Source organism: Bradyrhizobium sp. WYCCWR 13022, from assembly GCF_030435535.1.
Taxonomy (GTDB): Bacteria; Pseudomonadota; Alphaproteobacteria; order Rhizobiales; family Xanthobacteraceae; genus Bradyrhizobium.
On record NZ_JAUIZJ010000014.1, the window covers coordinates 43,065 to 68,676 of the forward strand.

The 25,612-nt window shown below is 59.3% G+C and carries 25 protein-coding genes and 2 pseudogenes; 22 read left to right on the plus strand and 5 right to left on the minus strand.

The features are described from left to right. The first annotated feature begins 5 nt into the window (after nt 1-5). From nifN to QY049_RS21245, 8 genes are all read left to right on the plus strand, one after another. Nucleotides 6-1,388 carry a nitrogenase iron-molybdenum cofactor biosynthesis protein NifN gene (gene nifN, locus QY049_RS21210; protein WP_128929922.1) on the plus strand — a complete coding sequence of 461 codons (1,383 nt, stop codon included), beginning with the start codon at nt 6-8 and terminating at the stop codon, nt 1,386-1,388. Nucleotides 1,389-1,408: 20 nt separating this feature from the next. After that, nucleotides 1,409-1,819: a nitrogen fixation protein NifX gene (nifX, locus tag QY049_RS21215; protein WP_128929923.1), complete on the plus strand. Its 411-nt coding sequence runs from the start codon at nt 1,409-1,411 to the stop codon at nt 1,817-1,819. 100 nt (nt 1,820-1,919) lie between these two features. Then, entirely contained in the window at nt 1,920-2,069 is a 150-nt protein-coding gene (locus QY049_RS21220) for a hypothetical protein (RefSeq protein WP_232995640.1), read from the plus strand. Between the two features lie 11 nt (nt 2,070-2,080). Then, on the plus strand, nt 2,081-2,314 hold the full coding sequence (locus tag QY049_RS21225) for a CCE_0567 family metalloprotein (RefSeq protein WP_128930194.1): 234 nt from the start codon (nt 2,081-2,083) through the stop codon (nt 2,312-2,314). After that, nucleotides 2,220-2,552 (plus strand): ferredoxin III, nif-specific, encoded by a 333-nt coding sequence (gene fdxB / locus QY049_RS21230; RefSeq protein ID WP_128929924.1) that lies wholly within the window; start codon nt 2,220-2,222, stop codon nt 2,550-2,552. The genes QY049_RS21225 and fdxB overlap by 95 nt, the downstream gene beginning before the upstream one ends. Before the next feature lie 846 nt (nt 2,553-3,398). Then, nucleotides 3,399-3,701 carry an iron-sulfur cluster assembly accessory protein gene (locus QY049_RS21235; protein WP_128929925.1) on the plus strand — a complete coding sequence of 101 codons (303 nt, stop codon included), beginning with the start codon at nt 3,399-3,401 and terminating at the stop codon, nt 3,699-3,701. Between the two features lie 113 nt (nt 3,702-3,814). Next, nucleotides 3,815-4,030: a putative nitrogen fixation protein NifT gene (gene nifT / locus QY049_RS21240; RefSeq protein ID WP_128929926.1), complete on the plus strand. Its 216-nt coding sequence runs from the start codon at nt 3,815-3,817 to the stop codon at nt 4,028-4,030. Nucleotides 4,031-4,545: 515 nt separating this feature from the next. Next, a complete protein-coding gene (locus QY049_RS21245) occupies nt 4,546-4,743 on the plus strand; it encodes a hypothetical protein (RefSeq protein WP_164934261.1) in 198 nt (65 codons plus the stop codon). Here QY049_RS21245 and QY049_RS21250 read toward each other — a convergent pair. Continuing rightward, nucleotides 4,724-5,561 (minus strand): annotated as a pseudogene (locus QY049_RS21250) (transposase). The gene QY049_RS21245 and the pseudogene QY049_RS21250 overlap by 20 nt on opposite strands. A gap of 554 nt (nt 5,562-6,115) precedes the next feature. On the opposite strand from QY049_RS21250, the gene nifB reads away from it, so the two are divergent. The 13 genes and pseudogenes from nifB to panC all read left to right on the plus strand — a co-directional run bounded on the left by nifB (nt 6,116) and on the right by panC (nt 19,522). Beyond that, nucleotides 6,116-7,672: a nitrogenase cofactor biosynthesis protein NifB gene (gene nifB, locus QY049_RS21255; RefSeq protein WP_128929927.1), complete on the plus strand. Its 1,557-nt coding sequence runs from the start codon at nt 6,116-6,118 to the stop codon at nt 7,670-7,672. 10 nt (nt 7,673-7,682) lie between these two features. Next, nucleotides 7,683-7,922 (plus strand): 4Fe-4S binding protein, encoded by a 240-nt coding sequence (locus QY049_RS21260; RefSeq protein ID WP_128929928.1) that lies wholly within the window; start codon nt 7,683-7,685, stop codon nt 7,920-7,922. 943 nt (nt 7,923-8,865) lie between these two features. Then, entirely contained in the window at nt 8,866-9,180 is a 315-nt protein-coding gene (locus QY049_RS21265) for a nitrogen fixation protein NifZ (protein WP_128929929.1), read from the plus strand. A gap of 1,404 nt (nt 9,181-10,584) precedes the next feature. Further along, on the plus strand, nt 10,585-11,469 hold the full coding sequence (gene nifH / locus QY049_RS21270) for a nitrogenase iron protein (protein WP_128929930.1): 885 nt from the start codon (nt 10,585-10,587) through the stop codon (nt 11,467-11,469). Between the two features lie 95 nt (nt 11,470-11,564). Then, nucleotides 11,565-12,215 (plus strand): nitrogen fixation protein NifQ, encoded by a 651-nt coding sequence (locus QY049_RS21275; RefSeq protein WP_128929931.1) that lies wholly within the window; start codon nt 11,565-11,567, stop codon nt 12,213-12,215. Nucleotides 12,216-12,700: 485 nt separating this feature from the next. Next, nucleotides 12,701-13,003 (plus strand): annotated as a pseudogene (gene nifW / locus QY049_RS21280) (nitrogenase stabilizing/protective protein NifW); the annotation flags it as partial. A gap of 189 nt (nt 13,004-13,192) precedes the next feature. Then, the gene (locus QY049_RS21285; RefSeq protein ID WP_128955188.1) at nt 13,193-14,035 is read left to right on the plus strand and encodes an electron transfer flavoprotein subunit beta/FixA family protein; all 843 of its coding nucleotides are present in this window, start codon (nt 13,193-13,195) and stop codon (nt 14,033-14,035) included. Nucleotides 14,036-14,053: 18 nt separating this feature from the next. After that, a complete protein-coding gene (locus QY049_RS21290) occupies nt 14,054-15,160 on the plus strand; it encodes an electron transfer flavoprotein subunit alpha/FixB family protein (protein ID WP_128929933.1) in 1,107 nt (368 codons plus the stop codon). Beyond that, entirely contained in the window at nt 15,135-16,484 is a 1,350-nt protein-coding gene (locus QY049_RS21295; protein ID WP_283810024.1) for an FAD-dependent oxidoreductase, read from the plus strand. Before QY049_RS21290 ends, QY049_RS21295 begins: the two co-directional genes overlap by 26 nt. Nucleotides 16,485-16,515: 31 nt before the next feature. Further along, on the plus strand, nt 16,516-16,812 hold the full coding sequence (locus QY049_RS21300; RefSeq protein WP_128929935.1) for a ferredoxin family protein: 297 nt from the start codon (nt 16,516-16,518) through the stop codon (nt 16,810-16,812). Nucleotides 16,813-17,012: 200 nt separating this feature from the next. Then, nucleotides 17,013-17,246: a hypothetical protein gene (locus QY049_RS21305; protein WP_128929936.1), complete on the plus strand. Its 234-nt coding sequence runs from the start codon at nt 17,013-17,015 to the stop codon at nt 17,244-17,246. A gap of 529 nt (nt 17,247-17,775) precedes the next feature. Then, complete coding sequence (panB, locus tag QY049_RS21310) at nt 17,776-18,654, plus strand: 3-methyl-2-oxobutanoate hydroxymethyltransferase (RefSeq protein ID WP_128929937.1); 879 nt, start codon at nt 17,776-17,778, stop codon at nt 18,652-18,654. A gap of 4 nt (nt 18,655-18,658) precedes the next feature. Then, a complete protein-coding gene (gene panC, locus QY049_RS21315) occupies nt 18,659-19,522 on the plus strand; it encodes a pantoate--beta-alanine ligase (RefSeq protein ID WP_164934262.1) in 864 nt (287 codons plus the stop codon). A gap of 72 nt (nt 19,523-19,594) precedes the next feature. On the opposite strand, the gene QY049_RS21320 is transcribed toward panC, so the two are convergent. Beyond that, nucleotides 19,595-19,747, minus strand: coding sequence for a hypothetical protein (locus QY049_RS21320; protein WP_164934263.1), 153 nt, complete (start codon nt 19,745-19,747; stop codon nt 19,595-19,597). A 1,498-nt stretch (nt 19,748-21,245) separates the two neighbouring features. Between QY049_RS21320 and QY049_RS21330 the strand changes: the two genes are divergently transcribed. Then, the gene (locus QY049_RS21330; RefSeq protein ID WP_128929940.1) at nt 21,246-21,413 is read left to right on the plus strand and encodes a DUF2934 domain-containing protein; all 168 of its coding nucleotides are present in this window, start codon (nt 21,246-21,248) and stop codon (nt 21,411-21,413) included. 392 nt (nt 21,414-21,805) lie between these two features. Here the strand turns inward: QY049_RS21330 and QY049_RS21335 are convergent, their stop codons facing one another. The 3 genes from QY049_RS21335 to QY049_RS21345 form a co-directional block, all read right to left on the minus strand. Further along, nucleotides 21,806-22,906: an HAD-IA family hydrolase gene (locus QY049_RS21335; protein WP_128929941.1), complete on the minus strand. Its 1,101-nt coding sequence runs from the start codon at nt 22,904-22,906 to the stop codon at nt 21,806-21,808. A gap of 8 nt (nt 22,907-22,914) precedes the next feature. After that, entirely contained in the window at nt 22,915-23,967 is a 1,053-nt protein-coding gene (locus QY049_RS21340; protein WP_128929942.1) for a DNA-processing protein DprA, read from the minus strand. A gap of 388 nt (nt 23,968-24,355) precedes the next feature. After that, nucleotides 24,356-25,468: a Fic family protein gene (locus QY049_RS21345; RefSeq protein WP_128929943.1), complete on the minus strand. Its 1,113-nt coding sequence runs from the start codon at nt 25,466-25,468 to the stop codon at nt 24,356-24,358. Nucleotides 25,469-25,612: the final 144 nt, after the last annotated feature.

The window sequence follows — 25,612 nt, forward strand, 5'->3', positions numbered from 1 at the left end:
TGCCAATGGCCATCGTCTCCACCTCCGAGAAATCCTGCACGGTCAATCCGCTCAAGATGAGCCAGCCGATCGGCGGCTCTTTCGCCTTTATGGGCCTTCGCGGCGCGATGCCGCTGCTACACGGCTCCCAGGGCTGCACCTCGTTCGGCCTGACCCTGTTCGTGCGGCACTTCAGGGAGGCAGTGCCGATGCAGACCACCGCAATGAGTGAAGTCGAGGCCGTGTTCGGCGGTCAGGAAAATGTCGAACAGGCGATACTTAACATCTACAATGGTGCGAAACCGGAAATCATCGGGATCAATTCGACCGGCCTGACCGAGATAAAGGGAGAGGACGTCGAACGATTCATTTACCTGATTCAGCAAAAGCACCCACAGCTCGAAAGGCTTCCGCTGGTTTACGTCTCGACCCCGGATTTCAAGGGCGCGTTCCAGGACGGCTGGGACAAGACGGTCGCACGAATGGTGGAAGTCCTGGTCCATCCCGTCGAGACGGGTCGGGCGCGGGATCCCGCTCGCATCAATGTTCTGCCGGGCTGCCACCTCACGCCAGGCGATCTCAATGAGCTGCGGACGATCCTGGAGGATTTCGGACTGAAACCATCCTTCCTGCCGGACCTGGCCGGTTCGCTCGACGGTCAAATTCCCGATGAGTTCACGCCCACCACGATCGGCGGCATCGGGGTCGACGAGATTGCGACAATGGGGCAGGCGGCATGGACGATCGCGATCGGCGCGCAGATGCAACGTGCGGCGGAGGCCATGTATGCGAAAACAGGCGTACGATTTCGCTTGTTCGAACGCCTCTGCGGCCTCGTTCCCAACGACGAGTTCATCGCGTTTCTGAGCAAGATCAGTGACCGGCCAGTTCCGCTAAAGTACCGCCGGCAGCGCGGCCAACTCGCGGATGCTATGTTGGATGCGCATTTCTACATCGGGGGCCGTAAGCTGGCGATCGGCGCCGAGCCGGACTTGCTCTTCGATCTCTCCAGCATGCTGTACGACATGGGTGCCAATATCGCAGTCGCCGTGACCACAACAGCCTCCCCCGTGTTGCAGCGTATCAGGACGGAGGAGGTCCTGATCGGAGATCTCGAAGATCTCGAGGAACTTGCCAAGACCCACGGCTGCAATCTCCTCATCACCCATTCGCACGGCCGCCAGGCGGCCTCGCGCCTTAACATCCCGTTTTTTCGCGCTGGCTTCCCGATGTTCGATCGTCTTGGCGCCGGCCACCAGCTCTCAGTCGGCTACCGCGGCACGCGCGATCTCATCTTCGGCCTCGCCAATCTTGTCATTGCCGATCGCGAGGCGAAGCACCAGCCGACGCCCGATACTTGGCGAAGCGTTGACCGCGACTTCAAGACCGTCCCGTCCTACCCGCAATAACCCAATAAGGAGAATAGATCTTGAAAGTCGCTTTTGCCACCCAGGATCTGAAGTGCGTGGATGCGCATTTCGGTTGGGCCAAGAACATCGCTATCTACGACGTCACTCCGGACGCTCACCGCATCCTTCAGGTCATCGAGTTCGGTGACGATCTCACGGAAGATGGCCGCAAGGATAAGCTGACGCGGAAAATCGACGCCATCAAGGACTGCACGATCCTTTATGTCGCTGCGATCGGCGGCTCGGCCGCGGCACGCGTCGTTGCCAACAAAATCCATCCGTTAACGGTGATCAAGCGCGAGGCGATCGAGACCCTCTGCATCAAGCTCGAAGATGCGCTGAAGGGCTCCCCACCACCCTGGTTGCGCAAGGCGCTCGGAGGTACGAGCAAAGCCCCCCTCCATTTTGACGACTGCAGGACGCTTCCATGACAGACGCTGCTTAACCCGCTTTCTCCCGCACTGCGACTCGAGTCGGCCGCGCTCGCAATCGAGAAAGCGACTGGCGTCATGATCTTGACGATACTTAGAGATGCACCTCGAAGAATTTGAGCGCATGGACCTGCTCGGCGGCCGGTTCATCGTCATCAACAAACAACCGCGCGACGTGAACCGCTTAGACTTCGACGATTTCGGCACGCTCGCAGCCACGGTTAATATGTCTGTCGGCCGAGCGGCGTAGGCCAATCGGACCTGCACGATCTATCGACGGCGCTTACGCCGAACTTGGCCTCGATCCTGAGCGTCGCGCAGAAGGCTCATGATGCCTTCACCAAGCTTGATCGCAAGCGCAAACAGAAGAGACAGAAAACAGCGCAAAATGATCGCAATCATGTCCTACGTAACCCGCGACGGACGCGCCTGGATACCGGACTATCTGGTATCAATCGATACCCAGAAGTGCATCGGCTGCGGCCGCTGCTATAAGGTTTGCGGCCGGCAAGTCATGACGCTGAAGGGCATCAACGAGGATGGCGAGGTCATCGGCCTCGATGATGATGATGGTGACTTAGAGAGGAAGGCCATGGTGATGCAAGACGCCGGTGCATGCATCGGCTGCGGCGCCTGTTCGCGGATCTGTCCTGCGAACTGCCAGACTCACACCCGGCCGCTTGAACTCGGGCCGGAGTGGACGAACCCGCAAGTCGATCCGCCGCCGTTTTAGGCAGCGTTCTTGGCCTCCGCAAGCCATCTGTCGGCCCGTGGGCGGCTCGGCGCCGGACATCACTGCGACGAACCCGATCGCACCCGTTCCCCCGCGTAACTTTTCTACTTGGAACTGTGAACACACCGAGCCCGGTGAACCTGACGACGGTCTGCTCTCTCGTGCGACCGTGCTCTGAGCCTCGAGGGCTTGTCCTTGAACAGACCGAACCCGCTAGCCGGCGTTGTGCGCCTGTACCACCATGCTCCGGTGCAAGTTGTTTTGCCGCAACCAGTGGGCAGCTCCTGAGCACGTTGTTCTTAGTGCTATGGAGCTTAGGTTAGCGCGGATGTGCTTAATGCCTAAGGCTCGGCAAACGCATCGCCGACAGCGAACTATTCGTCACCACGCCGATCATCGCTTACGACGCCCTGACCGTGACGCCCTAGCTTTGGGGTACGCCACGGCAGCGTTGAGACAACGAAAAAGAGCCGTTCGTGTCTGGTCCGATCGACCTCCAAGAAGGCGACGCGGGATGGGATGATAGTACACATCTATGGACGAGTCCGCCGACAGCGCCAGAGTTAGCGCCGCCGACCTGTCACAGGCGCGATGGTTTTCGGCCGCCTTAGTCCGCCGGCGTCGACGAACGTTTCCATACATGGGATTCCGGACTGCTGTGTGCGGTACGCCCGGTACAGCTGTGCCATTCCGCTTCTCGTGCGCCACCGAGGCCGGTTGTCGCAGATCCGACACGCGAGGCGGAGCAACGGGCGGTGGCGGCGAAATGCCAGTGATTTCCGTCTTCTGTGTGCTCTGGCACGAGAGTTGCGATCTGTTGAACGATCCATAACAGCGGGACGTGCGATGATTGATTTGACGGAGAGCGCGGTGAATGCGGTGAAGGCAGCGATCTCGATGGCGCCGCAACAAACGAGCGGTTTGCGCATCATAGTCGAAACCGGCGGCTGCGCCGGGTTCAAGTACGTGATGGCCCTCGCCGTGGAAGCCAATCCGGACGATACTGTTATCGAGCGTCACGGCGTCAAGCTGTTCGTCGATCGCAAGAGCCTGACGCACCTCAACGGCACCACCATGGACTTCGTCGTGGGTCTAGATGGCTCCGGTTTCACGTTTGATAACCCCAATGTGAACTCACACAACGACTAACGAAGTAGCGATGTGATGCACGCACTGCCCGAGTCCCTATGGAATCAGAGAGCATCGCATCCGCCGTGCGAAGAGCGCACGAGCAGCGGCTCCCGCAACCAGAAGTTCAGATCATGAAAGTCACGATCCGCCGCTCAACGGAGACCGGTCTGTCGATTTACGTGCCGAAGAAGGATCTCGAGGAGCCAATCGTCGAAGCCGAGCACGAGACGCTGTGGGGCGGGTGGATCAAGATCGCCAATGGCTGGGTGCTCGACCTGCCGCACATGGCCTCCGACACCCAGTTGCCCATCACGATCAGCGCCAGGAAGCGGGGCGGAGAGGGATAGGAGTGATGAATGCGCTCGCCCCATACACGAATTCGCCGGCCCCACCCCGGCGCTGAAGCACATCAGAAGACCTCACCAAGTCCGCCCATGCCCCGTGAGAAGGCACCCCTGCAAGCGCCTTCGCCAAGCCACATTCGTTTTCGCCGCTTAAGTTGCCGCCAATCAGAAGAGGCTAGTAAAATTGCGCAACGGGAAGCCCTCTTCGCCGGGCGCTGCCATTTGACCCCGCCCACCTGGCGTAGCCCGCACCGATCTCGGCGATGATCGCTGGTACGGTTTTTTTTATGGCAAGCCGCGAAAGAAGGATGGACCACAGTCATAAGGCGTGCTGCATCGGCTACGGTCTTCACGTTTTTCGCCTGCAGCAGAAAACGGGCAACTCCTGCGCACCTACCGGGCTGTTGAAGAACTCAGCCGCGTCTACAGCGAACGCAAAGTCGTCGCCAATGTGGATCTAGAAGTGGCTCATCGCCGACACATGACAACTCGGTGCGGGGCGATCCGTGGCGGGTGACTTGGCAGCCATCAAGGAAGCCCTTCAGGGCAGCGAAGGCACATTTGTTGTCGGGCTTGTCCTCGAAGGTGAGATGCGCCTCTTCGACAAGATCGAGAAACTCTCTGTCCCGGTTGTCCATCTTGACAATGTTCGTCAGCGACCGGCCAAGCCCCAGCCGAAGCCGTGCACCTTAGCCTTCAGCCCGGTCCCGCGATAAGATTCGGCAATCGCACCAGCTTGTAGGCGGTGGCAACGAAGATAGAGGCCCATTTGGCGCGCTCACCACCATGAAACCTGTCTCTTGCCCGGCAACCGTATTGATCCCGCCGAATGCCTCCCGACCCGCTTGCAGATGCGCTGGCTTACGGCTAGTGACCGACCCAAACTCAGAGCTACGGCCGCTGGTATTCTGTGAAACATGCGCGTCACGTTCATCGAGCGCGGCTCATTGACGAACTCTTCCGCATCGTGGGCCGGCCATTCAGCACGCGGCTCCATCATGTGCAGCGCTGCGATGCATTCGGCATGCCCGCCAGCATGAGGCAGGCGTCGGCCAGCCGGTCGTGGCGGTTCTGCATCAGCCCGTGTCCACAGTGGCGTCCTCTTGCCTTTGCCCTTCCTGCAGCGCGGTAGCGCCTAGCATCGGGACTGGTGGTCGACGCATGGAGGTCCTTCCAGCGTGTTTTGGCTATGGAAGTCGGGCCGGCGGCTCGCCAGAGTCGTCCTTCGGACTGCCGATTGAGCACCCGGCCGCCGTTTTTCGAGAACATCGAACATCCCGGACCACGTCGTCACCCCCGATTGCGACAAACCAGCGGACAGCGGGCGGGTATTCCAGCCGCTCTTCACAAGCCGTTCCGCGCGGATCAAATAAAACGCCTGCAACAGCGTCGCCCGCAGCAGCTTCACTCTGCGAGATCGCAGCCCGTCCAATCGTCGAATAGAGCGCAGCGCAGTCCCGCTCCAACGCCGACAGCGCCTCGTTCACAATCGTTAGAATCGCGGCGGATGATCACGCCGCACCCGCGTCTCCAGATCAAGCTAGCTATACAGCTCGCCCATTCGATTATCGCCGCGACCCAGGCACCATCTCCGAAGTTTGTCGGAGCCGCCAATGGATCACGGTACCACCATCAGCGGCGAGCGACTTTTTTTCAACGGCCTGCTAGAACGCGACGGACGCCCCTACGCTTGGCGGGCGTCCCCCTTCGGCGCGCGACCAAACGCTGTCTTTAGAGCGAACTCCTCTTTGCGCCCTGGGCTTCAATTCGATTCATTTTAATTTGCGCGCGCGGCCAGGTTCGGGCTGACGCTCTGGCTCATGATAGCCAGATACGATCGGTCGAACCGGGGATGCGCAGACCATTTTCGTAAAAGCGCTCTCTGGTAACGCCAAATTCGTCCATTTTCCAACGTGCGTCGGCTACCCGACATACTCGACTTCTGTAACGACCAATCTTGCAGGCGCAAACCAGCGCATGGACCCAACGCTGGCATAGAGGTTGCTGAAGGCCGTTCTAGAACGACGCATCAGACGCTTGGCAAGATCCGAGCTTCCAATCTATTCGGTCTCCAGGGAGAATGACCAAATGTACGCTTCAGCTCAACACGGCGCTAGCAGGAGCGATATCCTCACCGCTCTCGGCGATACCAAGCAGGTCGGGCGCAAGAGCTGCAGCACCTCAGGTTGTTGCGGTCAAGGAAAGTGCGGATCGCAAAAAGGGCAGGGAGATCTGCCGTCCGGACTCTGGGACAAAGTGAAGACCCATCCATGCTATAGCGAGGAGGCGCATCATCACTACGCGCGCATGCATGTCGCGGTGGCACCCGCTTGCAATATTCAGTGTAACTACTGTAATCGCAAATACGACTGCGCAAACGAGTCGCGCCCTGGCGTGGTCAGCGAGAGGCTGTCGCCCGAACAAGCTGTCAAGAAAGTACTGGCGGTCGCCTCGGCCGTCCCGCAGATGACGGTGCTCGGCATTGCTGGCCCGGGCGATCCGCTGGCGAACCCCAAAAGGACGTTCAAAACCTTCGAGCTAGTCAAGACCGCGGCCCCCGACATAAAGCTGTGCCTGTCCACAAATGGGCTTATGCTGCCGGATTACATCGACGCCATTTCCAATTTCAACGTCGACCATGTCACGATCACCATCAACACGGTCGATCCTGAGATCGGCACTCGGATCTATCCTTGGATCTTCTATAAGCACAAGCGTTACACCGGCCATGAAGCGGCTAAGATTTTGACTGAACGCCAGCTTCAGGGGCTTCAGATGCTCACCGAGCGCGGTGTCCTCACCAAAGTCAACTCTGTAATGATACCGGGGATTAACGACCATCACCTTGCGGAGGTCAACAAGGTAGTGAAATCGCGCGGCGGTTTTTTGCACAACATCATGCCGCTTATCTCCTCACCGGAGCACGGCACTGCTTTCGGCGCCAGCGGTCAGCGTGGCCCGAGCCCTCAGGAGTTGAAAGCCGTTCAAGACTCCTGCGAAGGCGAGATGATTATGATGCGGCACTGCCGTCAGTGCCGCGCTGACGCTGTCGGTCTGCTTGGCGAGAGCCGCACCGCCGAGTTCACCATCGAGAGGATCATGTCAATGGAGCTGAACTACGATATGGACACCCGTAAGGCTTACCGAGCCAAGGTCGAGAAGGAGCGCGCCGCTATGATTGTGGCAGGGCATGACGCGCTTGTCGGACTGGCGGATGTGTCAAGCGACATCAAGGTGCTGGCTGCGGTCGCGACTAAGGGCTCTGGTCTGATCAATGAGCACTTTGGCCACGCTGCGGAGTTCCAGGTTTACGAGCTCTCGAAGGCAGGGGCGAAATTCGTAGGCCACCGCCGCGTCGATGTCTATTGCCAGGGCGGCTACGGCGAGGAGGGCAGCTTGGCTTCGATTATCAGCGCAATCAATGATTGCCACGCAGTGTTCGTGGCTAAGATCGGCGCCTGCCCGAGGGAGGCCCTGATCAAGGCAGGCATCACGCCAGTCGATCAATTCGCCCATGACTTCATCGTCAAGTCGGCGATCGTGTGGTTCACAGCCTATCTGAAGAAAGTCAACAGCGGCGAGATTGCACACGTGCAGCGCATTCAGGCCGGCAGTCGCAACGCCACGGTTATTTCTGCAGCTTGAGGAGACATCAATGCCATTCAAGATCGTTTCTTCGCAATGTACGGGCTGCTCCGCCTGCGAGCTGGAATGTCCGAATGCAGCAATCTTTGAGAGGGATGGCTCTTTCGTAATCGATTCAAAGAAGTGCACTGAGTGCATCGGGCACTTCGACGAGCCGCAATGTGTGGCCGTTTGTCCTGTGGACAGAACCTGCGTCATCGATACCTCGCTACCGCGCTACCAAGCGCCTGCTAGAGGGGAAACAGCATGACCTTCATGGTCATACCGACAACGCGCCAATCGACGTCAAGAATGCCCCGCAGCGACCGCGGCATTGGAGGCAGCTTTCTGCTCGGGCGACTGCTCCCAGCCTGGCAGCCGCCCGAGCGTAACCGCTGAGCCCCGACCGGCGGGCCGGGTCGCCGAGCGGCGGCTCGAGATCCAGGAGCTACTGGAGCTCGACCCCAGCGATACAATCGACGCCAAGGTTTTGCTGAACGTGTTCGAGAGGACAGACACTATGATGAGTTATGGCGGCGTCGAGGCTCTCGACCGGAACGCCAGGTCGACGCAATCGTTGTCTGAATTGGCGGTCCATGGCGCGGGCGCCTACCAGATCAGTCGCGCTTAGGTGTACCATTGCTAGCACCGCACCGCCTTTTCCTCGCCCAGCGCCTCGACGAGGCCCACCCGCCATATTCGCGTATCGTCGCTGCGCAATCGCAGTAGGGCTCTCATTCTGGTCTTGCGTCACCTCTGCTGGGCGATCTCGTCAACAGATCCGCGGGCATCCCCTCAACGCCTGGCCGAGCAATTTGGTGTGCCGTCGCGAAACGCTCCGCATCGCGCGACGAAGATGCGAGTTCGAAAGCCGATCGAGAATGGCAGCCTGCAGCCGATCGTTGCCGGCGAGGCCGGCGAAAACTCAGATGCTAGCATGTACCGGCTAACACCGGAGCTCCCTGGAGGGATAATCAAGACGAGGCCAATGTCCACCCGGTCGTGGCCCAAGGCATTTTACGCATGGCTACCCGGCATGCTTACCTAACGCCACGCTGCAGTGCACTTGACGGCCCGCCATCCGACATCCATTTCAGCGTTACGGCTCGTGCCGTGGCTGGCGAGCTCATGGTGCGGGGCGAAAGCCATGATAGCCTCGTGCAAAACGCGCGCGGCCGCCGGCCACCCCTCCGCTGGAGCGAGGAAATGCGAGTATGAGCGACCACGTGAACGACGACGACTTTATCGAGCTAACGGCCCAGCCGTTTTTCAGCTATGGAGAGAAAGTGCGGGCAACGCGCACCATTCGAAATGATGGGACGTATGCTGGCAAGGAGATCGGCGAGGTTCTCGCTGTGAAGGGCGAGATCGGCTATGTCGTCTCGATTGGCACCTTCCTCCAGCGATTCTACATTTATGGCGTCGATTTCATCGAAAGCGGTCGCCGCGTCGGGATGAAGCGCAAGGAGCTTGATCGCGTTGCGCCGCGCGACGGCATCAGGCACGTCCAGTTACCGGACGAGTGCTGATAGTCGCGCTGGATTGACAATTGTTAGTCGCCGGCACGTAAGGGGCAGTCGATCGGCACCACGACCGCGTCTTTTCCAAGAATCGACCGACGATGTCTAGGCGCGCGCCGACCAACTAGGCGCATTATGTTGCTGACCGACACTATGCAGACCTGTCGATCCAAATCGTTGATTCCGCGGGTGGCGGTCGGTCGCCTCCCAGGCGAGAAAGCGGGCGGTACGCATGCGCTTGCGGCACGAAGGCATCACCGGATGCACATCGAAACATGAGAGGGCACACGAGCGACGCATCTACGTACGATTATTCCAGTGAGAACGTGCTTTTATGGAAGATCGCACACACGGCGGTGCTTCTGCACGGCAGGACAACGGCGGCCGGTGCACACTTCCGGCTCTTCGCTGGCCAATGGCCGGCCTGAGGCCTCGCGATCGACGCTCGCTTCAGCGCTCGTCAGCCAGGGGTAAGACCAGAATATCCCAGAGCATTGGCGTAACTAGGCGCCGCCGCATCCGACCCGGCTCGCTCTATCTCGGCTCTCGGGTTTCCCTGCCGCGGCCAGTCCAGCCATAACGTGACAGGCGTCTTCCTAAGGAAGCCGCACCATCGCTGTGCGGTCCATTGCTCGCGCCAGAAGCTCCTTCTTATCGCGCTTTGGCGAGGCGCCTGCAGTTCAGGTTGCCCGAACGTCTTCAAGCACCTGCATGATTGCAACAGCCGTTAGCGCCAGTATTCATCGCTTATCCGTGGCTTCGTCGCACTTGTCGACGACAGCGAGATGTTCGCGCCGGGAGCGCGCTTCCTGCCTTAGGCGATCGGTTTAACGCTGCGCTCCATCAAGAAGGCGCCGAACAGCAGCCGAGCAGGGTTCAGCCAGCCCACGCCCCTTTCGGGAGAGTCGGCCTCCGCCCGAGGCGAGGCTGTCGCTCTCGATTCCCGCATGCGACAGGCTCTGGGCGGCATAGCTGATCCACTTTCGTCCGTCACAGACATTGGACAATGGCTCCTTAACTGTCGCAATACCGATCTGCACCGACGCGTCTAAACGCTAGCGCCCAACCTGAAGCAACCTTTCCCCCGCCTATGGCGGCGCAGATACGCTGTGATCTTACCATGGCGGCGCTCCTTTGTCTGGATCCTCACACTGGCCTGACTTTCGTAGAGGCGACATCCCTTCCAACTTCGGCTCCGGGCGAACCACTTTGCGAGCGTACTCAGCGCCTTAGTCCGCGCGGAGCCAACGGCACACCAGTTGCACTTCGCATACAGCAACACGGTGGGAGCTGAGAGCTCGGCTGGCGGCTCCAAACTCTCCCTACCGAATCCTCGGGTCGCCGCTTCTGACGGTGGCTCAATGCGACGCGAGACTGCGCGGTGCTTTTGGCACCCGCTTAATGGAGATGAACATGTCGTCACTGAGGCAAATCGCATTTTACGGCAAAGGTGGTATCGGAAAGTCGACTACGTCCCAGAACACGCTCGCAGCGCTTGCTGAGATGGGCCACAGAATCCTTATCGTGGGATGCGATCCTAAGGCGGACTCTACGCGCTTGATCCTGCACGCTAAGGCGCAAGACACCATTCTCAGCCTCGCCGCCAGTGTCGGCAGCGTCGAAGACCTTGAGATCGAGGACGTCATGAAAATCGGATATAAGGACATCCGCTGCGTGGAGTCCGGTGGTCCAGAGCCTGGCGTCGGTTGTGCTGGGCGGGGGGTCATCACCTCCATCAATTTTCTAGAACACAACGGTGCCTATGAGGACATCGACTACGTATCCTACGACGTGCTCGGCGACGTCGTCTGCGGCGGCTTCGCAATGCCGATCCGCGAGAACAAGGCGCAGGAAATCTACATTGTGATGTCCGGCGAGATGATGGCCATGTACGCCGCCAATAACATCTCCAAAGGCATTCTGAAATACGCCCATTCAGGCGGCGTCCGTCTTGGGGGGCTTGTCTGCAACGAGCGTCAGACCGACAAGGAGCTGGAGCTAGCGGACGCGCTGGCGAAGAAGCTGGGAACTCAGCTCATCTACTTCGTGCCGCGAGACAACATCGTGCAGCATGCTGAGCTGCGCCGCATGACGGTGCTGGAGTATGCGCCGGACTCCAAGCAGGCGGATCATTATCGCAACCTTGCATCCAAGATACACAACAACGGCGGGAAGGGCGTTGTTCCGACCCCGATCAGCATGGACGAGCTGGAGGATATGCTGATGGAACACGGGATCATGAAGGCGGTAGACGAGAGCCAGATCGGCAAAACCGCGGCCCAGCCCGCGACGCCATAAGGATCCTGCCGGTCTCCTCGTCTCATGGGGCCGGCTATCCAGCGGTCTTTCCAATAGCGGCGGGGCATTTCTTGGCTGAGGTGCAAGCGAGTAACATGGAAGTGTCGAACTCTCGATCGGCTGAGCCGAGCGCCGTTGTGCAACAGGTCGGAATCGCGCTCTATCGACTGCTCACGGGCAGCAACCCAGCGGAAGCCGAAATCAGCGCCGACGATGATTTCGATCGTCATGCACTGGCCTCAATCCTGGTCGCTGCCGCGTTGGATGGCGGCTCGATCGTAGAACGCGTTGGAATTCCAGAGCATGCCCTGAGAAAACTGCTCGCCGGCTTTTTCCCGGCGGCCGCGGCCCGCGCCTTCACATGGATACCAAACTCATCCTCCGACGTCCATGACGAAACCGCTGTCCTGCGCGAGCTCCTGCTCGCGCAGCGTTCGACTGCCGGCGACGTCGGCCATTGGCTCGCGGCAATGGTAGCGCGACGTGCAATGGAGCCTCACCACCTCTGGCAGGATCTCGGGCTGCGCGGGCGTACGGAGCTGTCCCGTCTCCTGACGCGCCATTTCGCGCCACTGGCCCGCCGGAACACCGGGAATATGCGTTGGAAGCGCTTCTTCTATCGCGTGCTCTGCGAACGCGATAGTTTAGGTATGTGCAGGGCGCCAGTCTGCACCCAATGCGCCGATTTTGGTCGTTGCTTTGGCGAAGAGAGCGGTGAGAGCCGCCTGGTCGAACGCAAGCTGTAGCTGAGGTGGCACGTGCATTGCTCACTTCGATGATTGGAATGAATATGGAAAGACCCAGATGACGGCACCCCGCCCGACACCATCAGACCTTGATCAGTCCCGATCTCTCGTCGACCAACAACATCATCTCGACCGATGGCACACCAAGCGCCAACCTCCAGAAAGCAAGACGGTGCCGATCGCATCAGCGCTAATTTCCGCAAGCATCAACAACGCCACAGCTTCATGGGGAAGTGACGGCCTTGCGCGAACACCGGTCCGTCGTGCCAGCCAACTCGTCCGACGACGGTCGGCTCCGGACTACCAGCATCGGCCACTGTTGCCGACGCCCGGAGTGAGCGCGCCGATGCGGACTCGCGGCGTGCAGATCGCCACCAATTAGATCGCACCGGGCCGGACGTTGAGGCGCAACGCTCGCTCGGCATATCAGCGCACCCGCGAAGCAGACCCGGCCGGTAGAGACCGCAGAGTATGAAGGAACTTGAATGTCTGATGGAATTATCGCGCGCCTCAGCAAAGCCGCTTCTGCCGAAGAGTTCTTCGCTCTGTTAGGCGTCGACTACGATCCTAAAGTGGTCAACGTTGCGCGGCTGCACATTCTCAGGCGCATGGGCGAATATCTTGCTAAGGAGAGCCTTAGCGATCTGGCGGACGACAGCGTTGCTAAACGGTGCAAACTCGTGCTTGAGCGCGCATATTCAGATTTCGTCACGTCACCGCCGATTGAACAGCGCGTGTTCAAGGTCTTAAAGGACGCCGCGCCCGACACCAAGCCTGTACCCGTACTAGTGCAGATTGGTAACGAAATTGAACTGCCCTCTGTCGGACTGGCTACGCCTAGTCGCAGCGGCGTACTGCCCTCCGGGCGCCTAGCGGTTACACCCGAAACCTCCGCCGACTGAAACGTTCTCGTTCTCGTTGGTGTGATTGCCATTCCACTCTGAACTGTTTTGGGGAGATTAGTCTTGGAGAAGATCATGCACTTGCTCGTTTGCATCAAGCAGGTTCCAGACTCCGGACAGATCCGCGTGCATCCCGTGACAAATACCATCATGCGTCAGGGCGTGCCGACCATCATCAACCCGTACGATCTCTTTGCATTGGAAGCTGCCCTTGAGCTACGCGATCAGTTCGGCGGCGAAGTCACGGTGTTGACTATGGGCCCCCCTTCTGCCGAGGACAGTCTTCGCAAGGCGCTCACCTTCGGCGCGGATCGTGCGGTGCTCCTGACCGATCGCTTTTTCGCGGGCGCGGACACCCTAGCCACAACCTACGCTTTGGCGACAGCGATCCGTAGGATCTCGAGCGAGTTCGGCGCCCCTGACATTGTCTTCACAGGAAAGCAGACCATCGATGGAGACACCGCACAGGTCGGCCCTGGCATCGCAAAACGGCTTGGCCTGTTTCAGCTCACCTATGTTGGCAAGATCAGCGCACTGGACTTGCATGCCCGCACCATCGACGTCGAGCGACGCTCTGAGGGTGGCGTCCAGTTGCTTCGGACACGGCTCCCCTGCCTGGTCACGATGCTCGAAGCGACGAACCAGATCCGCCGCGGTGCGATGGCTGATGCGCTGCGCGCTGCCCGCGCGACGATCCTGAAATGGAGCGCGCAACAGGCGGGGGTTGATGACATTTCACAATGCGGCTTGCGGGGCTCGCCCACCGTCGTCAAGCGCGTTTTCGCACCAGCCGCCCGCAACGAGAAGGCCACGATGATAGAGCCTGACGAGCAGCCCGCGGAGGCATTGATCAACGCTATTTTCAGGTGCCGGCCGGCCCTCGAGATCGAGCTCGCGGCACTGGCGCGCGGCTATTGAGCTAAAGAAAGGCGCAACATGAATACCGCATCTGAAATCGGCGCTTCCCCTTCGAGTCGCGCCGCGGCTAAGAAGCAGCTGTCTGACCGCTTCAAGACCTACAAACATGTGTGGGTCTTCATCGAGCAAGAACGCGGCCAGGTCCACTCTGTATCCTGGGAGCTAATGGGCGTTGGCCGCAAGCTTGCTGACAAGCTCAAAGTTGATCTCGCCGCAGTGGTGATCGGGCAAGAGGGCGAGGCATCGCAGGCCGCCGCTACCGAGTCGTTCTGCTACGGAGCCGACCTTGTCTATATGGTCGCCGATGATCTGCTCAAGGACTATCGCAACGAATCCTATATCAAGGCGCTCACCAAGCTCGTCAATAGCTACAAGCCCGAGATCTTGCTCCTAGGCGCGACCACTCTAGGCCGCGACCTAGCAGGTTCAGTCGCAACGACATTGCGCACTGGTCTGACTGCCGATTGCACAGAGCTCGACGTCGATGCCGACGGTTCCCTCGCCGCGACGCGTCCGACCTTTGGCGGCTCGCTGCTATGCACGATCTATACGCTGAACTACCGTCCGCAGATGGCTACAGTCCGGCCGCGCGTGATGCCTGTGCCAGAACGCTGCGCGCGCCCGATCGGCCGCATCATCACCCTCCCGCTTGGACTTGTCGAGGACGATATCGTAACGAAGGTGCTGTCGTTCCTACCGGATCGCGATTCCGCACGATCCAATCTCGCTTATGCCGATGTTGTCGTTGCCGGAGGCCTCGGCCTTGGTTCGTCTGAAAACTTCCGGCTCGTGCGCCGGCTCGCCGACGTGCTAGGTGCCGAGTTTGGCTGCTCGCGCCCCCTGGTGCAAAAGGGTTGGGTCACATCCGACCGGCAAATTGGCCAAACCGGCAAAACCATCAGGCCAAAGCTCTACATCGCCGCCGGAATCTCCGGAGCCATTCAGCACCGCGTCGGTGTCGACGGCGCCGACCTTATCGTCGCCATCAACACCGAAAGGAACGCGCCTATCTTCGAGTTCTCGCATTTAGGCATTGTCGAGGACGCGATCCGGTTGCTGCCAATCCTGACCGAGGCGTTTCGCGCCCGGCTGTCGCCGCATTCGCGCGACCGGATCGCAGGATAGGACAAGGAGAGACCTCGTGACCGCGGAAACATTTGACATCATCGTCGTCGGGGCAGGTATGGCCGGCAATGCAGCGGCGCTCACGCTTGCCAAGCACGGCCTGAAGGTTCTTCAGCTCGAGCGTGGCGAATATCCCGGGTCGAAGAACGTGCAGGGTGCGATCCTCTATGCCGATATGCTGGAGGCGCTTGTCGCTAACTTTCGACAAGACGCGCCGCTTGAGCGGCATCTGGTCGAACAGCGCTTCTGGATGATGGATGACCGCTCTCACACCGGCCTGCACTACCGCTCCGACGACTTCAACGAAGAAAGGCCGAACCGCTATACTATCATCCGCGCTCAGTTCGATAGGTGGTTCTCGCAGAAAGTTCGCGAAGCTGGCGCCACGGTGCTATGCGAGACAACGGCAACCGAACTAATGCAAGATGCTAACGGCAAGGTGGTGGGTGTGCGGACTGACCGCGCCGATGGCGAGATCCATGCTGGCGCGGTGGTCCTCGCGGAAGGCGTCAACGGCCTTCTTGGCACGCGGGCCGGCGTACGCAAGCGGCCTACGCCGGACACGGTCGCACTCGCCGTGAAGGAGATGCACTTCCTACCGCGCGAAGTTATCGAGGCCCGCTTCAATCTTAAGGGCGATGAAGGGCTCGTCATTGAGGCTGCGGGCACCATCTCCCGCGGCATGACAGGCATGGGCTTCATCTACACCAATAAGGAATGCATCTCCCTTGGCATCGGATGCCTGGTCGCGCACTTCACAAGCACCGGGGAAACACCGTATGGTCTGCTCGATCGCTTCAAGCGGCATCCTTCGGTCGCTCCGCTGATCGAGGGATCGGAAGTCAAGGAATATGCCGCTCACCTCATTCCCGAGGGTGGCTTCAAGGCCATTCCGCAGCTATATGGCGAGGGCTGGGTCGTCGTAGGCGACGCCGCTCAACTCAACAACGCTATGCATCGCGAGGGCTCAAACCTCGCAATGACATCGGGGCGACTCGCGGCCGAAGCGATCATCCAAGTCAAGTCGCGCGGCGCCCCAATGACAGCGACGAATCTGTCAATTTACAAGACGATGTTGGACCATTCGTTTGTCATTAGGGACCTAAGGAAGTACAAAGACATGCCCGCGCTGATGCACACCTACTCCCGGAACTTTTTTCTGACATATCCGGAGCTCGTCTCGGAATCGATGCAGAATTTCTTGCGGGTCGACGGGACACCAAAGGCCGAAAAGGAAAAGCAATCACTAAACTCCTTCGTCAAGAGCCGTTCGTGGAGCGGCCTGCTCGGTGATGCCGTTCGCCTCGCGCGCGCTTGGCGGTAACGCTTCTCTCACACCCCCATGAGGGCTAACCATGTCGACCGACCGATCCGCGCGCGTCGAGGACAGGCTATTCTACAACCGCTACCTGCTTGATCCTGGGCACCCTCACATCAAGGTGCGGCCACACACGATGCCATCCTCGGAGCTCGTGAGCATGCTGACAACCTGCCCGGCTCACTGCTATGTAGCTAACGACAAGCACCAGATAGAAGTCGCCGTGGACGGCTGCATCGAGTGCGGCACTTGCCGCGTGATCTGCGAGGAGAGAGGTGACATCGAGTGGAGCTATCCGCGAGGTGGTTACGGCGTACTGTTCAAGTTTGGCTAATAATTCGGCTCAACGTAGCTGTGATCTTTCAGGAAGTGCCCATCCGTTCTGAACCGAGAAAGCTGAGTTTCCGAAGCTGCAGTGTTCTGGGAGAGACCGGATGAACACCCACAAGAATGCGCCGTTGATGCCCAAAGGTCGATAGGCGATGCTGCGGAGGAGTAGGCTGCCGCAAGCCGATGGCTGACCTGTGAAACATCTTGCCGAAGACGATTGAAAATAGGTCAAGCGGTTCCGCGCGGAAGGTGTTGCTTGGTTGCGCAATCGCTCCTCCAGACCCTTTCGTCGCCAAGTCCCGCCAGCCACATGTGCAGGCTTCGACGCATTGCGCCGACATCTACACCGGCACGCAGATCGCCGACCAGGTCGAAGTGTCGACGGCCGCCGTCAGCCATCCTCGTCGCTTAGAATTGAACCGGATCGCGAGGAGCTGACTGAGCGGGGAAGGCCGATATGAGCGTGAAAGCCCAGGCGAGATCATTCACATCGACATCATAACGCTGTGGCGTTTTTGGAGGGATCGGAGACGGCATTACCCGGCGCTCCCAGCCCGTCTACATTGACGACCACTCCCGTGTCGCCTTTTCCGAGATCAAGCCATTGGCGCCCAAGGGACGCTGCTGCCTTTCGGACGTCCCTAAGACCCGCGCGGCATTTTTGGTTCGGCGTGCAATAGACGTGTTTCTGTTGCCTAACCTCGTCTGCAATGTCCCCGGCCGCGCGCCGCAAGCCGTCCATCACCGGAACAGTTGCGCCCCTCCACGTGCTCAACGCCGCGGGATTTGGTTACGCGAAGAAGTACTCACACCATGATCGCGCAATCATCAAAACCTCCGGCCTGCTGATGTTGCCATTCAGAGAGACATTTTCTCTTTCTTAAATTGACCATTGACCCATTTCTGTCGTCTCCCCTAAGAAGCGCAGCTGCAACGAATGCGGATTGAACACAACCGGGGATCGCAGATGAGCCACATATCTCAAGCGCCCAGTGCGCGAGTGACGATTCCGCTCCTTCAACAATGGAAGGAGGAACGGCGGCGCATAACGATGACCACCGCCTATGACGCCGTGACAGCGCGGATTGCCGATTCCATCGTCGATATCCTCCTCGTGGGCGACAGCGTCGGCAATGTCTGTCTCGGCTACGACAATACCCTTCCGGTCAGCATGCCGATGATGAACTATCATCTGGAGGCTGTCGCGCGCACAAGACCTCGTGCGCTGCTCGTGGCTGATATGCCGTTTCTCAGCTTCCATGTCAGCCCGCAGGAAACTATCCGCAACGCAGGTGGCTTCCTGCAACGGGGAGCAGATGCCGTCAAGCTGGAAGGGGGCGCCAAGCGCATCGACATGATACGCGCGCTGGTCCAATGCGAAATCCCGGTGATGGGACACCTCGGCCTCACCCCGCAAAGCGTCAACGTCATGGGCGGCTTCAGGGTGCAGGGTCGCACGAGCGAGGCTGCATTGCAACTGCTCGAGGACGCGCACCGGTTAGAGCAAGCGGGATGCTTTGCGCTCGTGCTCGAGGGCATTCCGGCCGAGCTTGCAGCGCGTGTGACCGAGATCCTGAAGATTCCGACCATTGGGATCGGCGCGGGAGCGAAATGTTCGGGCCAGGTACTCGTGTTCCACGACGTGGTCGGATTGACGGAGGGGCACCGGCCGAAATTCGTGCGCCCCTATTCGAACGGATTTCAGGTCTTGCAGGATGCCCTCGCAAGCTGGGCGACCGATGTCCGGGAGGGCACATTTCCGGACGCTCAGGAGTCCTACCGTTTGCCGGAATCCCTGGCGGAGGTCGTCGCAAACTGGACGCCAGGCGAGCGGGACGGAATTTAGCGTCGTGCGCACCATAAAAACCGTCCGCGAGCTGCGCCGCGCCCTCGCTGGTCACAAACCGAATGGTCGCGTCGGATTTGTGCCCACAATGGGATACCTGCACGATGGTCATCTCGCGCTTGTTAAAGCGAGCCGGGCACGCTGCAACACCACGGTCGTCAGCATCTTCGTCAACCCGGCCCAGTTTGGCCCGAAGGAAGATCTCAGCGTGTATCCACGGGACTTCCCCCGAGACGAACGACTGTGCCGCGAGGCTGACGTCGATATTATCTTTGCTCCCGGGGCGGAGGAAGTGTATCGGTCGGGGTTCGACACCTTTGTCGAACCGGGTGCACCGGCACAGCCCCTCTGTGGCCCGTTCAGGCCCGGCCACTTTCGGGGTGTTACGACCGTCGTCTGCAAGCTGTTCAACATGGTGCAGCCTGATCTGGCGTTCTTCGGACAAAAGGACTTTCAGCAATGTGCCGTAGTGCGGCGGATGGTCACCGATCTCAATCTCCCGATCGAAATCGTCACCGTCCCGACGGTTCGCGATCCGGACGGGCTCGCCATGAGCAGCCGGAACCGCTATCTCAGCGCTCCTGAACGCAGCAGCGCCCTTTCCATCAGCCGCGGCCTTTTCGCAGCAAAGGCTGTCTTTCAGGCAGGCGAGCGCGATTCCATCCGGCTGTTGTCACTCGCCAGGCAGACTATAGAGATCGACGAGCTGCAATACCTGGAAATCGTCGATGCCGAAACGCTCACGCCAGCTACAAGCGAGCTGACGCGTCCTGCTGCGATTTGTGTCGCAGGTTATGTTGGCTCAACCCGGCTGATCGACAACATCCTGCTCGATACCACGGAGGCTCGCAGGCTGACCGCGCGGTGATAAGCGAGCACGATCTCCGTCGCGCCAGGAGGCAGGGCGGTGCTCCAGCGCGCGTGCTGATCCCAGCCGCGCTCACTGCGATGATGTTGCAGCTCGTTCGACCTTTTGCACCTTGAGTGCACGACGCTTCATTGTCGCCGTCAGCTTTTTTGCTTTTGCCGGGCGAGGTTTCTTTGGAAAAACGATGCCGGCTTGAGATAGCTCCTTCGGTCCGCGCTTCGTCATCATCATTCTCCGAACATATCTGGTTGATTTCGGGACGGCGCCGCAGCAGCTAACGCCGCACACCTGGCCGCTCGCCAGCTCGCGGCGGTGAAGCTGGATGTCGCGCGCCGCCTGGCGCGCTGAGCAGCAAAAACAAAGCCCTGTTAGCCTCATACCGGGCGGCCAGCCGGCTACGTTTTGAACCTGCCATGACCAGCATCCCTTCATCCGTCGAGAGCGACCAGAACCAGCCGCGGCCACGGCGAGTGAGCAAAATCTCATAATAGGGAAAACGGTCGGACATCGAATCCATTGTTCGTCTGCGCGCGGCGAGTTCCGGACCACCCGCTCGGCCGCGCCTGCCTAGCGGATGGGTTCACATCCAACCGTTGGGGGGCGTGCTGAACAGCTGGATCGGCCTGTTGCAATCCCGCTGCGGTGAAAATCATCAACAAATCCCAGTTCAACGCCGAATTCCGCCAGGACAGCCGGGTCCGTTCTTGCCCCTAGTTGCGCAATGTCGTCCGTGTTCGTTGACACCCGGCCTGGGTGCGTCATCCGGGCTAACAGTTTATATTGTCCTACTTTCAGACGAAAGATCAAATTTGCAACGTGCCTGCTCGTGCCCTTATTTTCCTTCACGTTTTCGGAGTCGCCCGTGTTGGACCCAGCGACGAGTGTCCTTCTCCGCGCCGTGCTTGATGAGGTCTGCCAGGAGATCTCCCGCAGTGAAACTGGCCTTCGTGCCCATGTCGCCTCCAAGTTGATCGAAGCCGCAACCAAGGGTGAGACAACAGCGGAGCGCCTAAGGCAGGTCGCGCTTGAGGCACTTCGCTCGACGCCGACGATGTGGCGCTAGGGAAGGGCGTGGCTGTGACTTTCAAGGTTCGTGTTGAACATCCTGGCCACCGGCAAAGACGGCCTCGCACAGATGCCGGATCTCAAGCAAATATACCAGGTTTAGCTACGGTGGATCCGATTAGGCCAAGCGCTCGAGAAGAATGATCGCATACTTGAGCTAGCCTTTTCTCAGAAGTTGATCGAGCGCATCGATCGAGATAGCGCGTCACCGAACAGAGCCCCGTGCCCTGGAGGCGATGGAAGTAAAGTCGCCTGCTGTCAGCGAGGGCACCAATATCAACAGCGCTTTTCTCGATGCGATTGTAGCTGGCGAGCCGCAGCGCATGACAACAAGCAAGCCGGTGTTCTAGCGACGCCTTTGGCTGCACGCGGATGGAGCCGGTCGCCAAGGCGGCCGGCAGCGGCCCGCACGTCTGCATCTAAACGCATCATACGCTCGTGAAGGTAAGATCGTGCTGAGGGGAAATTTAGCTAGGCCTTCCGGCCTTCTGAGGTTGGAGCGCGCTAATTTTGCTCGGGCGCATCTCATGCCTCGCCCTGGTTATTGGAACATGCTGGCTTCTGGGCGGTTCAATGAAAGGGCCCTTGTGCCCCCACGGTCCTGCCGCATACCCCCAAAGCCCCCCAAAGGCGGGACCGTGCCCCCGCGGAGTCCGCCATGGCATTCCCGACCGAAGAGCAGATCAAAAACAAGGCCCACGAGCTCTGGGAGAAAGCAGGCAGGCCGGAAGGGCGCGAACTCGAATTCTGGCATCAAGCCGAACGCGAGCTGCAGGAGCAGGCAGAGCGCGGCGCTCCGGAAAATGGCTCGCCTGACGCGATTTAGCCGCCGCCGTTTGGCACTCTCTACACGGGATCATGTTGTGCGTGCCCGCAAGACCGCCCGAGCGGAGTGAGCGACGAGCAGACGGGTGGAAACGGTTCGGCCGGGTTATTCGTCAACGTCAACTCTCATCTCGCGTGAGCTCTGCACGTCTGATTGGACGGGCCTCAAACCGCTGGCCATTCAGATCCACGTCCGTCTTCCTCTTCTTCAATGCCGGTCGTTGTCGATGGCGTCGTTCGTTCCGCGCTCGCTCGGCATGTTTTCTGGCTTGGAGCGCGGATCAATCGCTCACGCGCACATTAAAGCGCGATGAGAATGAGATGAATCCTCGTCGCGCTTTAGGTTATTGTTTGAGCCTCCGAAAACCGCTGCACACTTCTCGGGATCATGCTCTAGAAGTTTTCAGTGTTTTGGCAGTGGTGAGGATAACCCGAGCAGCCCCAGAATTTGAAATGGGTTGTGTGATTCTCCCGGATTTTCATAGAGCGACCGCAGGCGGGGCAGGTCTTGCGAGCAAATACCCGCTGGTCCTTCGCCAGCGTCATGATCCTGACTTCGCCGGCGCCGCTGGCGGCGAGTGTCCGGACACATTCCCCGGTGGTCTCCCCGGTCGTGTAGACATCGTCGATCAGCAAGATCTTGTTATTGTTCCATCTGAAATTAGAATGGAAAGCGCCTTTGATTGCTTCGGCGCGCTCCAGCGAATTCATCTGCTTGTAGCCCTCGATTTCCTTGACGACACGCAGGCCCTTCAGCTCCAGTTCGATGTCCTCATCGAAATGATCTGCTGCCTCATTGAGCAGCAATTCAAAGCGATTGCGCTGTTGAGAAGGCTTCATCGGAACCGGCACAACATAGTCCGGTGCCCAGTCGAGGGTTGCGATGGCTCGACCTACGGCCTCACCGAGAATCTTGGCGTGGGTATCATCACTCTTCAGCGACAACACGGCTGCGCTCACGCTTCGCCAATATAGCCGCGGCCAGGAATGTTCGCGTCTCAGCAAGGTGGATGCCTTCGACATGAAGACGTCCGGTGCACTGGAGGAAAGCTCGAAGATTGACGTAGGCCCCCATCGGACCGCAACAGAAGTCACCCCGGCATGGTAACTGGCTTCGATGTCACCGACATCATCACCGATGTAGAGCGTTTCCGTCGTCGCAGCCACGCCGACACGACGTAGCGCTTCCAGGATCGGCTCGGGGTCGGGTTTGTGGTTCTGGGTATTGCCGTAGCTGACCAGCACGTCGTAAGGGATGCGGAATTGCTGGAGGACTGAAGTCGCGTACCATTCAGGCGAAGAGGTGACGATGCCGATCCTCTGTCCGTCCGCCCTGAGAAGGGCGGGAAGCTCATGAGGCGCCGCGCGGCCTTGCGCGGGGAACGGCCGGATCAGATGCATATTCTGCCGGACATTGTCCCACATCTGAAAGCGACGTTGCTGCGCAATGGCCGAGCTATCGAAAAGCGTCATGTCGAGGTCAAACAGGAACATCCCAGCCGTTAGAGCATCGACATCTGCGTGGGTGACGACGGCGGAGCGACTGTTTGGGTTTCGCCACCAGCCAAGCGGCTTTCCAATAAGCCAAGCATGGAGGCGTAGTCTTCCTTGCTGGCTAGCGGCACAGCCACCGGGCGGTTGCCATACCTCTCGGCGAGTATGCGTCGGTAGTCACCTTCAGCCCGCACAGCTTCGGCGAAGCGGCTCGCGGGCAACTGCGTCATGGCCAAGATGCCCTGGCTCTTAGGCTCTGTGGCATGACGGCCCTGCGGCACTGGCGCAAACAGCACGCGGTCCTGTTGGATCGTGAAGCGCACCGTGTGCATCGAGCCGCCCTTGATGTCTGTCTGCATGACAAAGGTTGCTATCGAAAGCCCGCTTTGCAGGCGATCGCGCTGCACAAGATTGCGCGGGGATGGCGGCACGCCGAAAGGCTGCTCGCTGATCAGCGCGCCATCCTTTTCCAGAATCTCTTCGGCGAGCTTGCTATTCTGCTTCGGGTAAATGCCCTCAAGACCACCCGCCATCACAGCGACGGTCCGCCCGCCGTGATGCAATGCGCTTTGGTGGCTCAACGTATCGACGCCGATCGCAAGGCCACTCACGATCGCCCAATTGGCGCCGACCAGTGTCTCCACGATCCTATCGCTGACGATTTCGCCGAATTCGGACGGCTCGCGCGTGCCGATGCAAGCGACGCTGCGGCGCGGCGGAAGCTGGCCCTTCACAAACAGGATGGGCGGGCGATCGGCAAGAGAGCGCAGAGCCACTGGATAATCCGTATCGAAGATCGACAGAACACGCACCCCACGCCGATCCGCCTCGTCGAGCACTCGCTGTGCCTTCTCGCTGGCTTTAACAATGGCGGCGGGCTCCTGAAGGCATTCAGCCACCGCGGCCGAAACGACCGATCGAAGCTTCGCAGGCTCGGCGCCCAAAATCGCTTCAAGAAGCGAGAATCGTTCAGCGAGACGCTCGGCCGTAGCAGGGCCGATACCGCGCAAAGCGGTGAGTGTGAGAATGCCGGCTGCAGTTCGTGTCTCGGTGCCAATCATCGCATTCAACGCCTTTCAAATTGCCCTACTTCGGCGTTCTAGAACGACAGTCTCTCTTAAGGACGAGGATGAACGAGTCCGAGGTTAACGCAGTAAATGGCGAGCACCCTAGGAGATCGGCGGCGGCGAAGGATCAAGATTGCCGTGAACACGAACTTGCGCTTGGCATCCGCACATCGATGGACATCTGCACAATAGGTCATCACAGCGTAAGCAGGCAAGCCGGCCTACTCGATCAGCAGGTTGATAGAGCCGATCACCCGTGTTGAGGAAGCCTCAGCAACGAGAGTTCTTGTCTCGACGAATTAACGACGTCGATGTTGCGGTTAAGTTGCGTTGAGAGGATCTTCTCAAATGCTTCTTCCTCCTCATCCTTCCCGTTCCGCCATCAGCTGTGTGTGTCAACGAGCGAGTAGCTGGTGCTTCTGCCCCCGGCGGCATCTTTCTTAAGGATGCCATGTTCGATCAATTCCTCAATGTCCCTTGCCGCCGTCGCCTGGGAGACCTTCGTTAGCTTTGCCCACTTTGAGGACGTTAGCTTGCCCTCAAATCCATCGAACAGGCAATTAAGCACAGTTCGTTGACGTTCATTGAGCTGGCGAGCCGCATGACGATCCCAGAAGTCCGCTTTCTGGAGAATTCTCCCGAGAATGGCATCCGCGTTGTCAAAGGCGCGATCTAAGCAATCCAGGAACCACGCCATCCAATCGGTGATGTCGAGGTTTCCTTTCTGGATCCGCTCGAGAATTGAGTAGTAGTCGTTCCGCTCGCGCCGAATCTGCGCGGACATACTGTAAAACCTTTGCGGGCTCCGCTCTGATCTTGCCAGCGCAAGGTCAGCGATCGCACGCGCAATACGACCGTTGCCGTCTTCAAATGGATGGATGGTCACGAACCAAAGATGAGCGAGAGCGGCCTTCAACACGGGATCGATGCTAACGATATTACGGTTAAACCACTCCAAGAAGGTCTGCATCTGCGCATCGAGACGCTCGGCCGATGGAGCTTCATAGTGTACGCGCTCGCGACCCATCGGGCCCGAGACAACTTGCATGGGTCCAGTCTCGACCGTCCGCCACGCGCCGACGACTATCTTGGTCATACCGCTGCGCCCAGTGGGGAAGAGCGCGGCATGCCAGCCGAAGAGGCGTTCGGCAGTTAGCTCCTCGGCATAGTGTTCGGTGGCGTCGAGGATCATCTCGACCACGCCTTCGACGTACCGGTCGGCAGGGATAAGGCCCCCAATGTCCATACCAAGATGACGAGCGATGGAGGACCGAACCTGCGCATGATCGAGGATCTCACCCTCGATCTCACTCGACTTCACCACTTCTTCAGTGAGGGTCTGAAGAGTAGCCTCAGTTTTGAGGGGGAATCCGAGCCGCTCCATCCGGCCGAGCAGGCGGCCCTGCTTATGACGGACCGCCGCCAATCGGTCTGCAATCCGCTGCATATCCCAAGTGAATGTGGGCCAAGCAGGCAGTTCATGAATGTAGGCCATAATCTCATCATCTCTTGCAGAGATTATGCAAGCTAATCATTGCGCTGACAAGCTATTCTCTGCAACAAATGATGAGAAAATTGCCATAATCTCAGCAAGAGAATTCGGGGACCTGCGTAATGAGAGTCCGGAGAAGATAACCGT

Excerpts from the sequence above, each read along its gene's own strand:
- QY049_RS21300 (WP_128929935.1), top strand. The coding sequence starts at position 16,516 with ATGTCGACCGACCGATCCGCGCGCGTCGAGGACAGGCTATTCTACAAC.
- nifT (WP_128929926.1), top strand. The coding sequence starts at position 3,815 with ATGAAAGTCACGATCCGCCGCTCAACGGAGACCGGTCTGTCGATTTAC.
- QY049_RS21340 (WP_128929942.1), bottom strand. The coding sequence starts at position 23,967 with ATGATTGGCACCGAGACACGAACTGCAGCCGGCATTCTCACACTCACC.
- QY049_RS21335 (WP_128929941.1), bottom strand. The coding sequence starts at position 22,906 with ATGTTCCTGTTTGACCTCGACATGACGCTTTTCGATAGCTCGGCCATT.
- panB (WP_128929937.1), top strand. The coding sequence starts at position 17,776 with ATGAGCCACATATCTCAAGCGCCCAGTGCGCGAGTGACGATTCCGCTC.
- QY049_RS21345 (WP_128929943.1), bottom strand. The coding sequence starts at position 25,468 with ATGGCCTACATTCATGAACTGCCTGCTTGGCCCACATTCACTTGGGAT.
- nifN (WP_128929922.1), top strand. The coding sequence starts at position 6 with ATGGCCATCGTCTCCACCTCCGAGAAATCCTGCACGGTCAATCCGCTC.
- fdxB (WP_128929924.1), top strand. The coding sequence starts at position 2,220 with ATGTCCTACGTAACCCGCGACGGACGCGCCTGGATACCGGACTATCTG.
- QY049_RS21235 (WP_128929925.1), top strand. The coding sequence starts at position 3,399 with ATGATTGATTTGACGGAGAGCGCGGTGAATGCGGTGAAGGCAGCGATC.
- QY049_RS21265 (WP_128929929.1), top strand. The coding sequence starts at position 8,866 with ATGAGCGACCACGTGAACGACGACGACTTTATCGAGCTAACGGCCCAG.
- QY049_RS21290 (WP_128929933.1), top strand. The coding sequence starts at position 14,054 with ATGAATACCGCATCTGAAATCGGCGCTTCCCCTTCGAGTCGCGCCGCG.
- nifB (WP_128929927.1), top strand. The coding sequence starts at position 6,116 with ATGTACGCTTCAGCTCAACACGGCGCTAGCAGGAGCGATATCCTCACC.
- QY049_RS21275 (WP_128929931.1), top strand. The coding sequence starts at position 11,565 with ATGGAAGTGTCGAACTCTCGATCGGCTGAGCCGAGCGCCGTTGTGCAA.
- QY049_RS21285 (WP_128955188.1), top strand. The coding sequence starts at position 13,193 with ATGCACTTGCTCGTTTGCATCAAGCAGGTTCCAGACTCCGGACAGATC.
- QY049_RS21220 (WP_232995640.1), top strand. The coding sequence starts at position 1,920 with ATGCACCTCGAAGAATTTGAGCGCATGGACCTGCTCGGCGGCCGGTTC.
- QY049_RS21320 (WP_164934263.1), bottom strand. The coding sequence starts at position 19,747 with ATGACGAAGCGCGGACCGAAGGAGCTATCTCAAGCCGGCATCGTTTTT.
- QY049_RS21260 (WP_128929928.1), top strand. The coding sequence starts at position 7,683 with ATGCCATTCAAGATCGTTTCTTCGCAATGTACGGGCTGCTCCGCCTGC.
- QY049_RS21330 (WP_128929940.1), top strand. The coding sequence starts at position 21,246 with ATGGCATTCCCGACCGAAGAGCAGATCAAAAACAAGGCCCACGAGCTC.
- nifH (WP_128929930.1), top strand. The coding sequence starts at position 10,585 with ATGTCGTCACTGAGGCAAATCGCATTTTACGGCAAAGGTGGTATCGGA.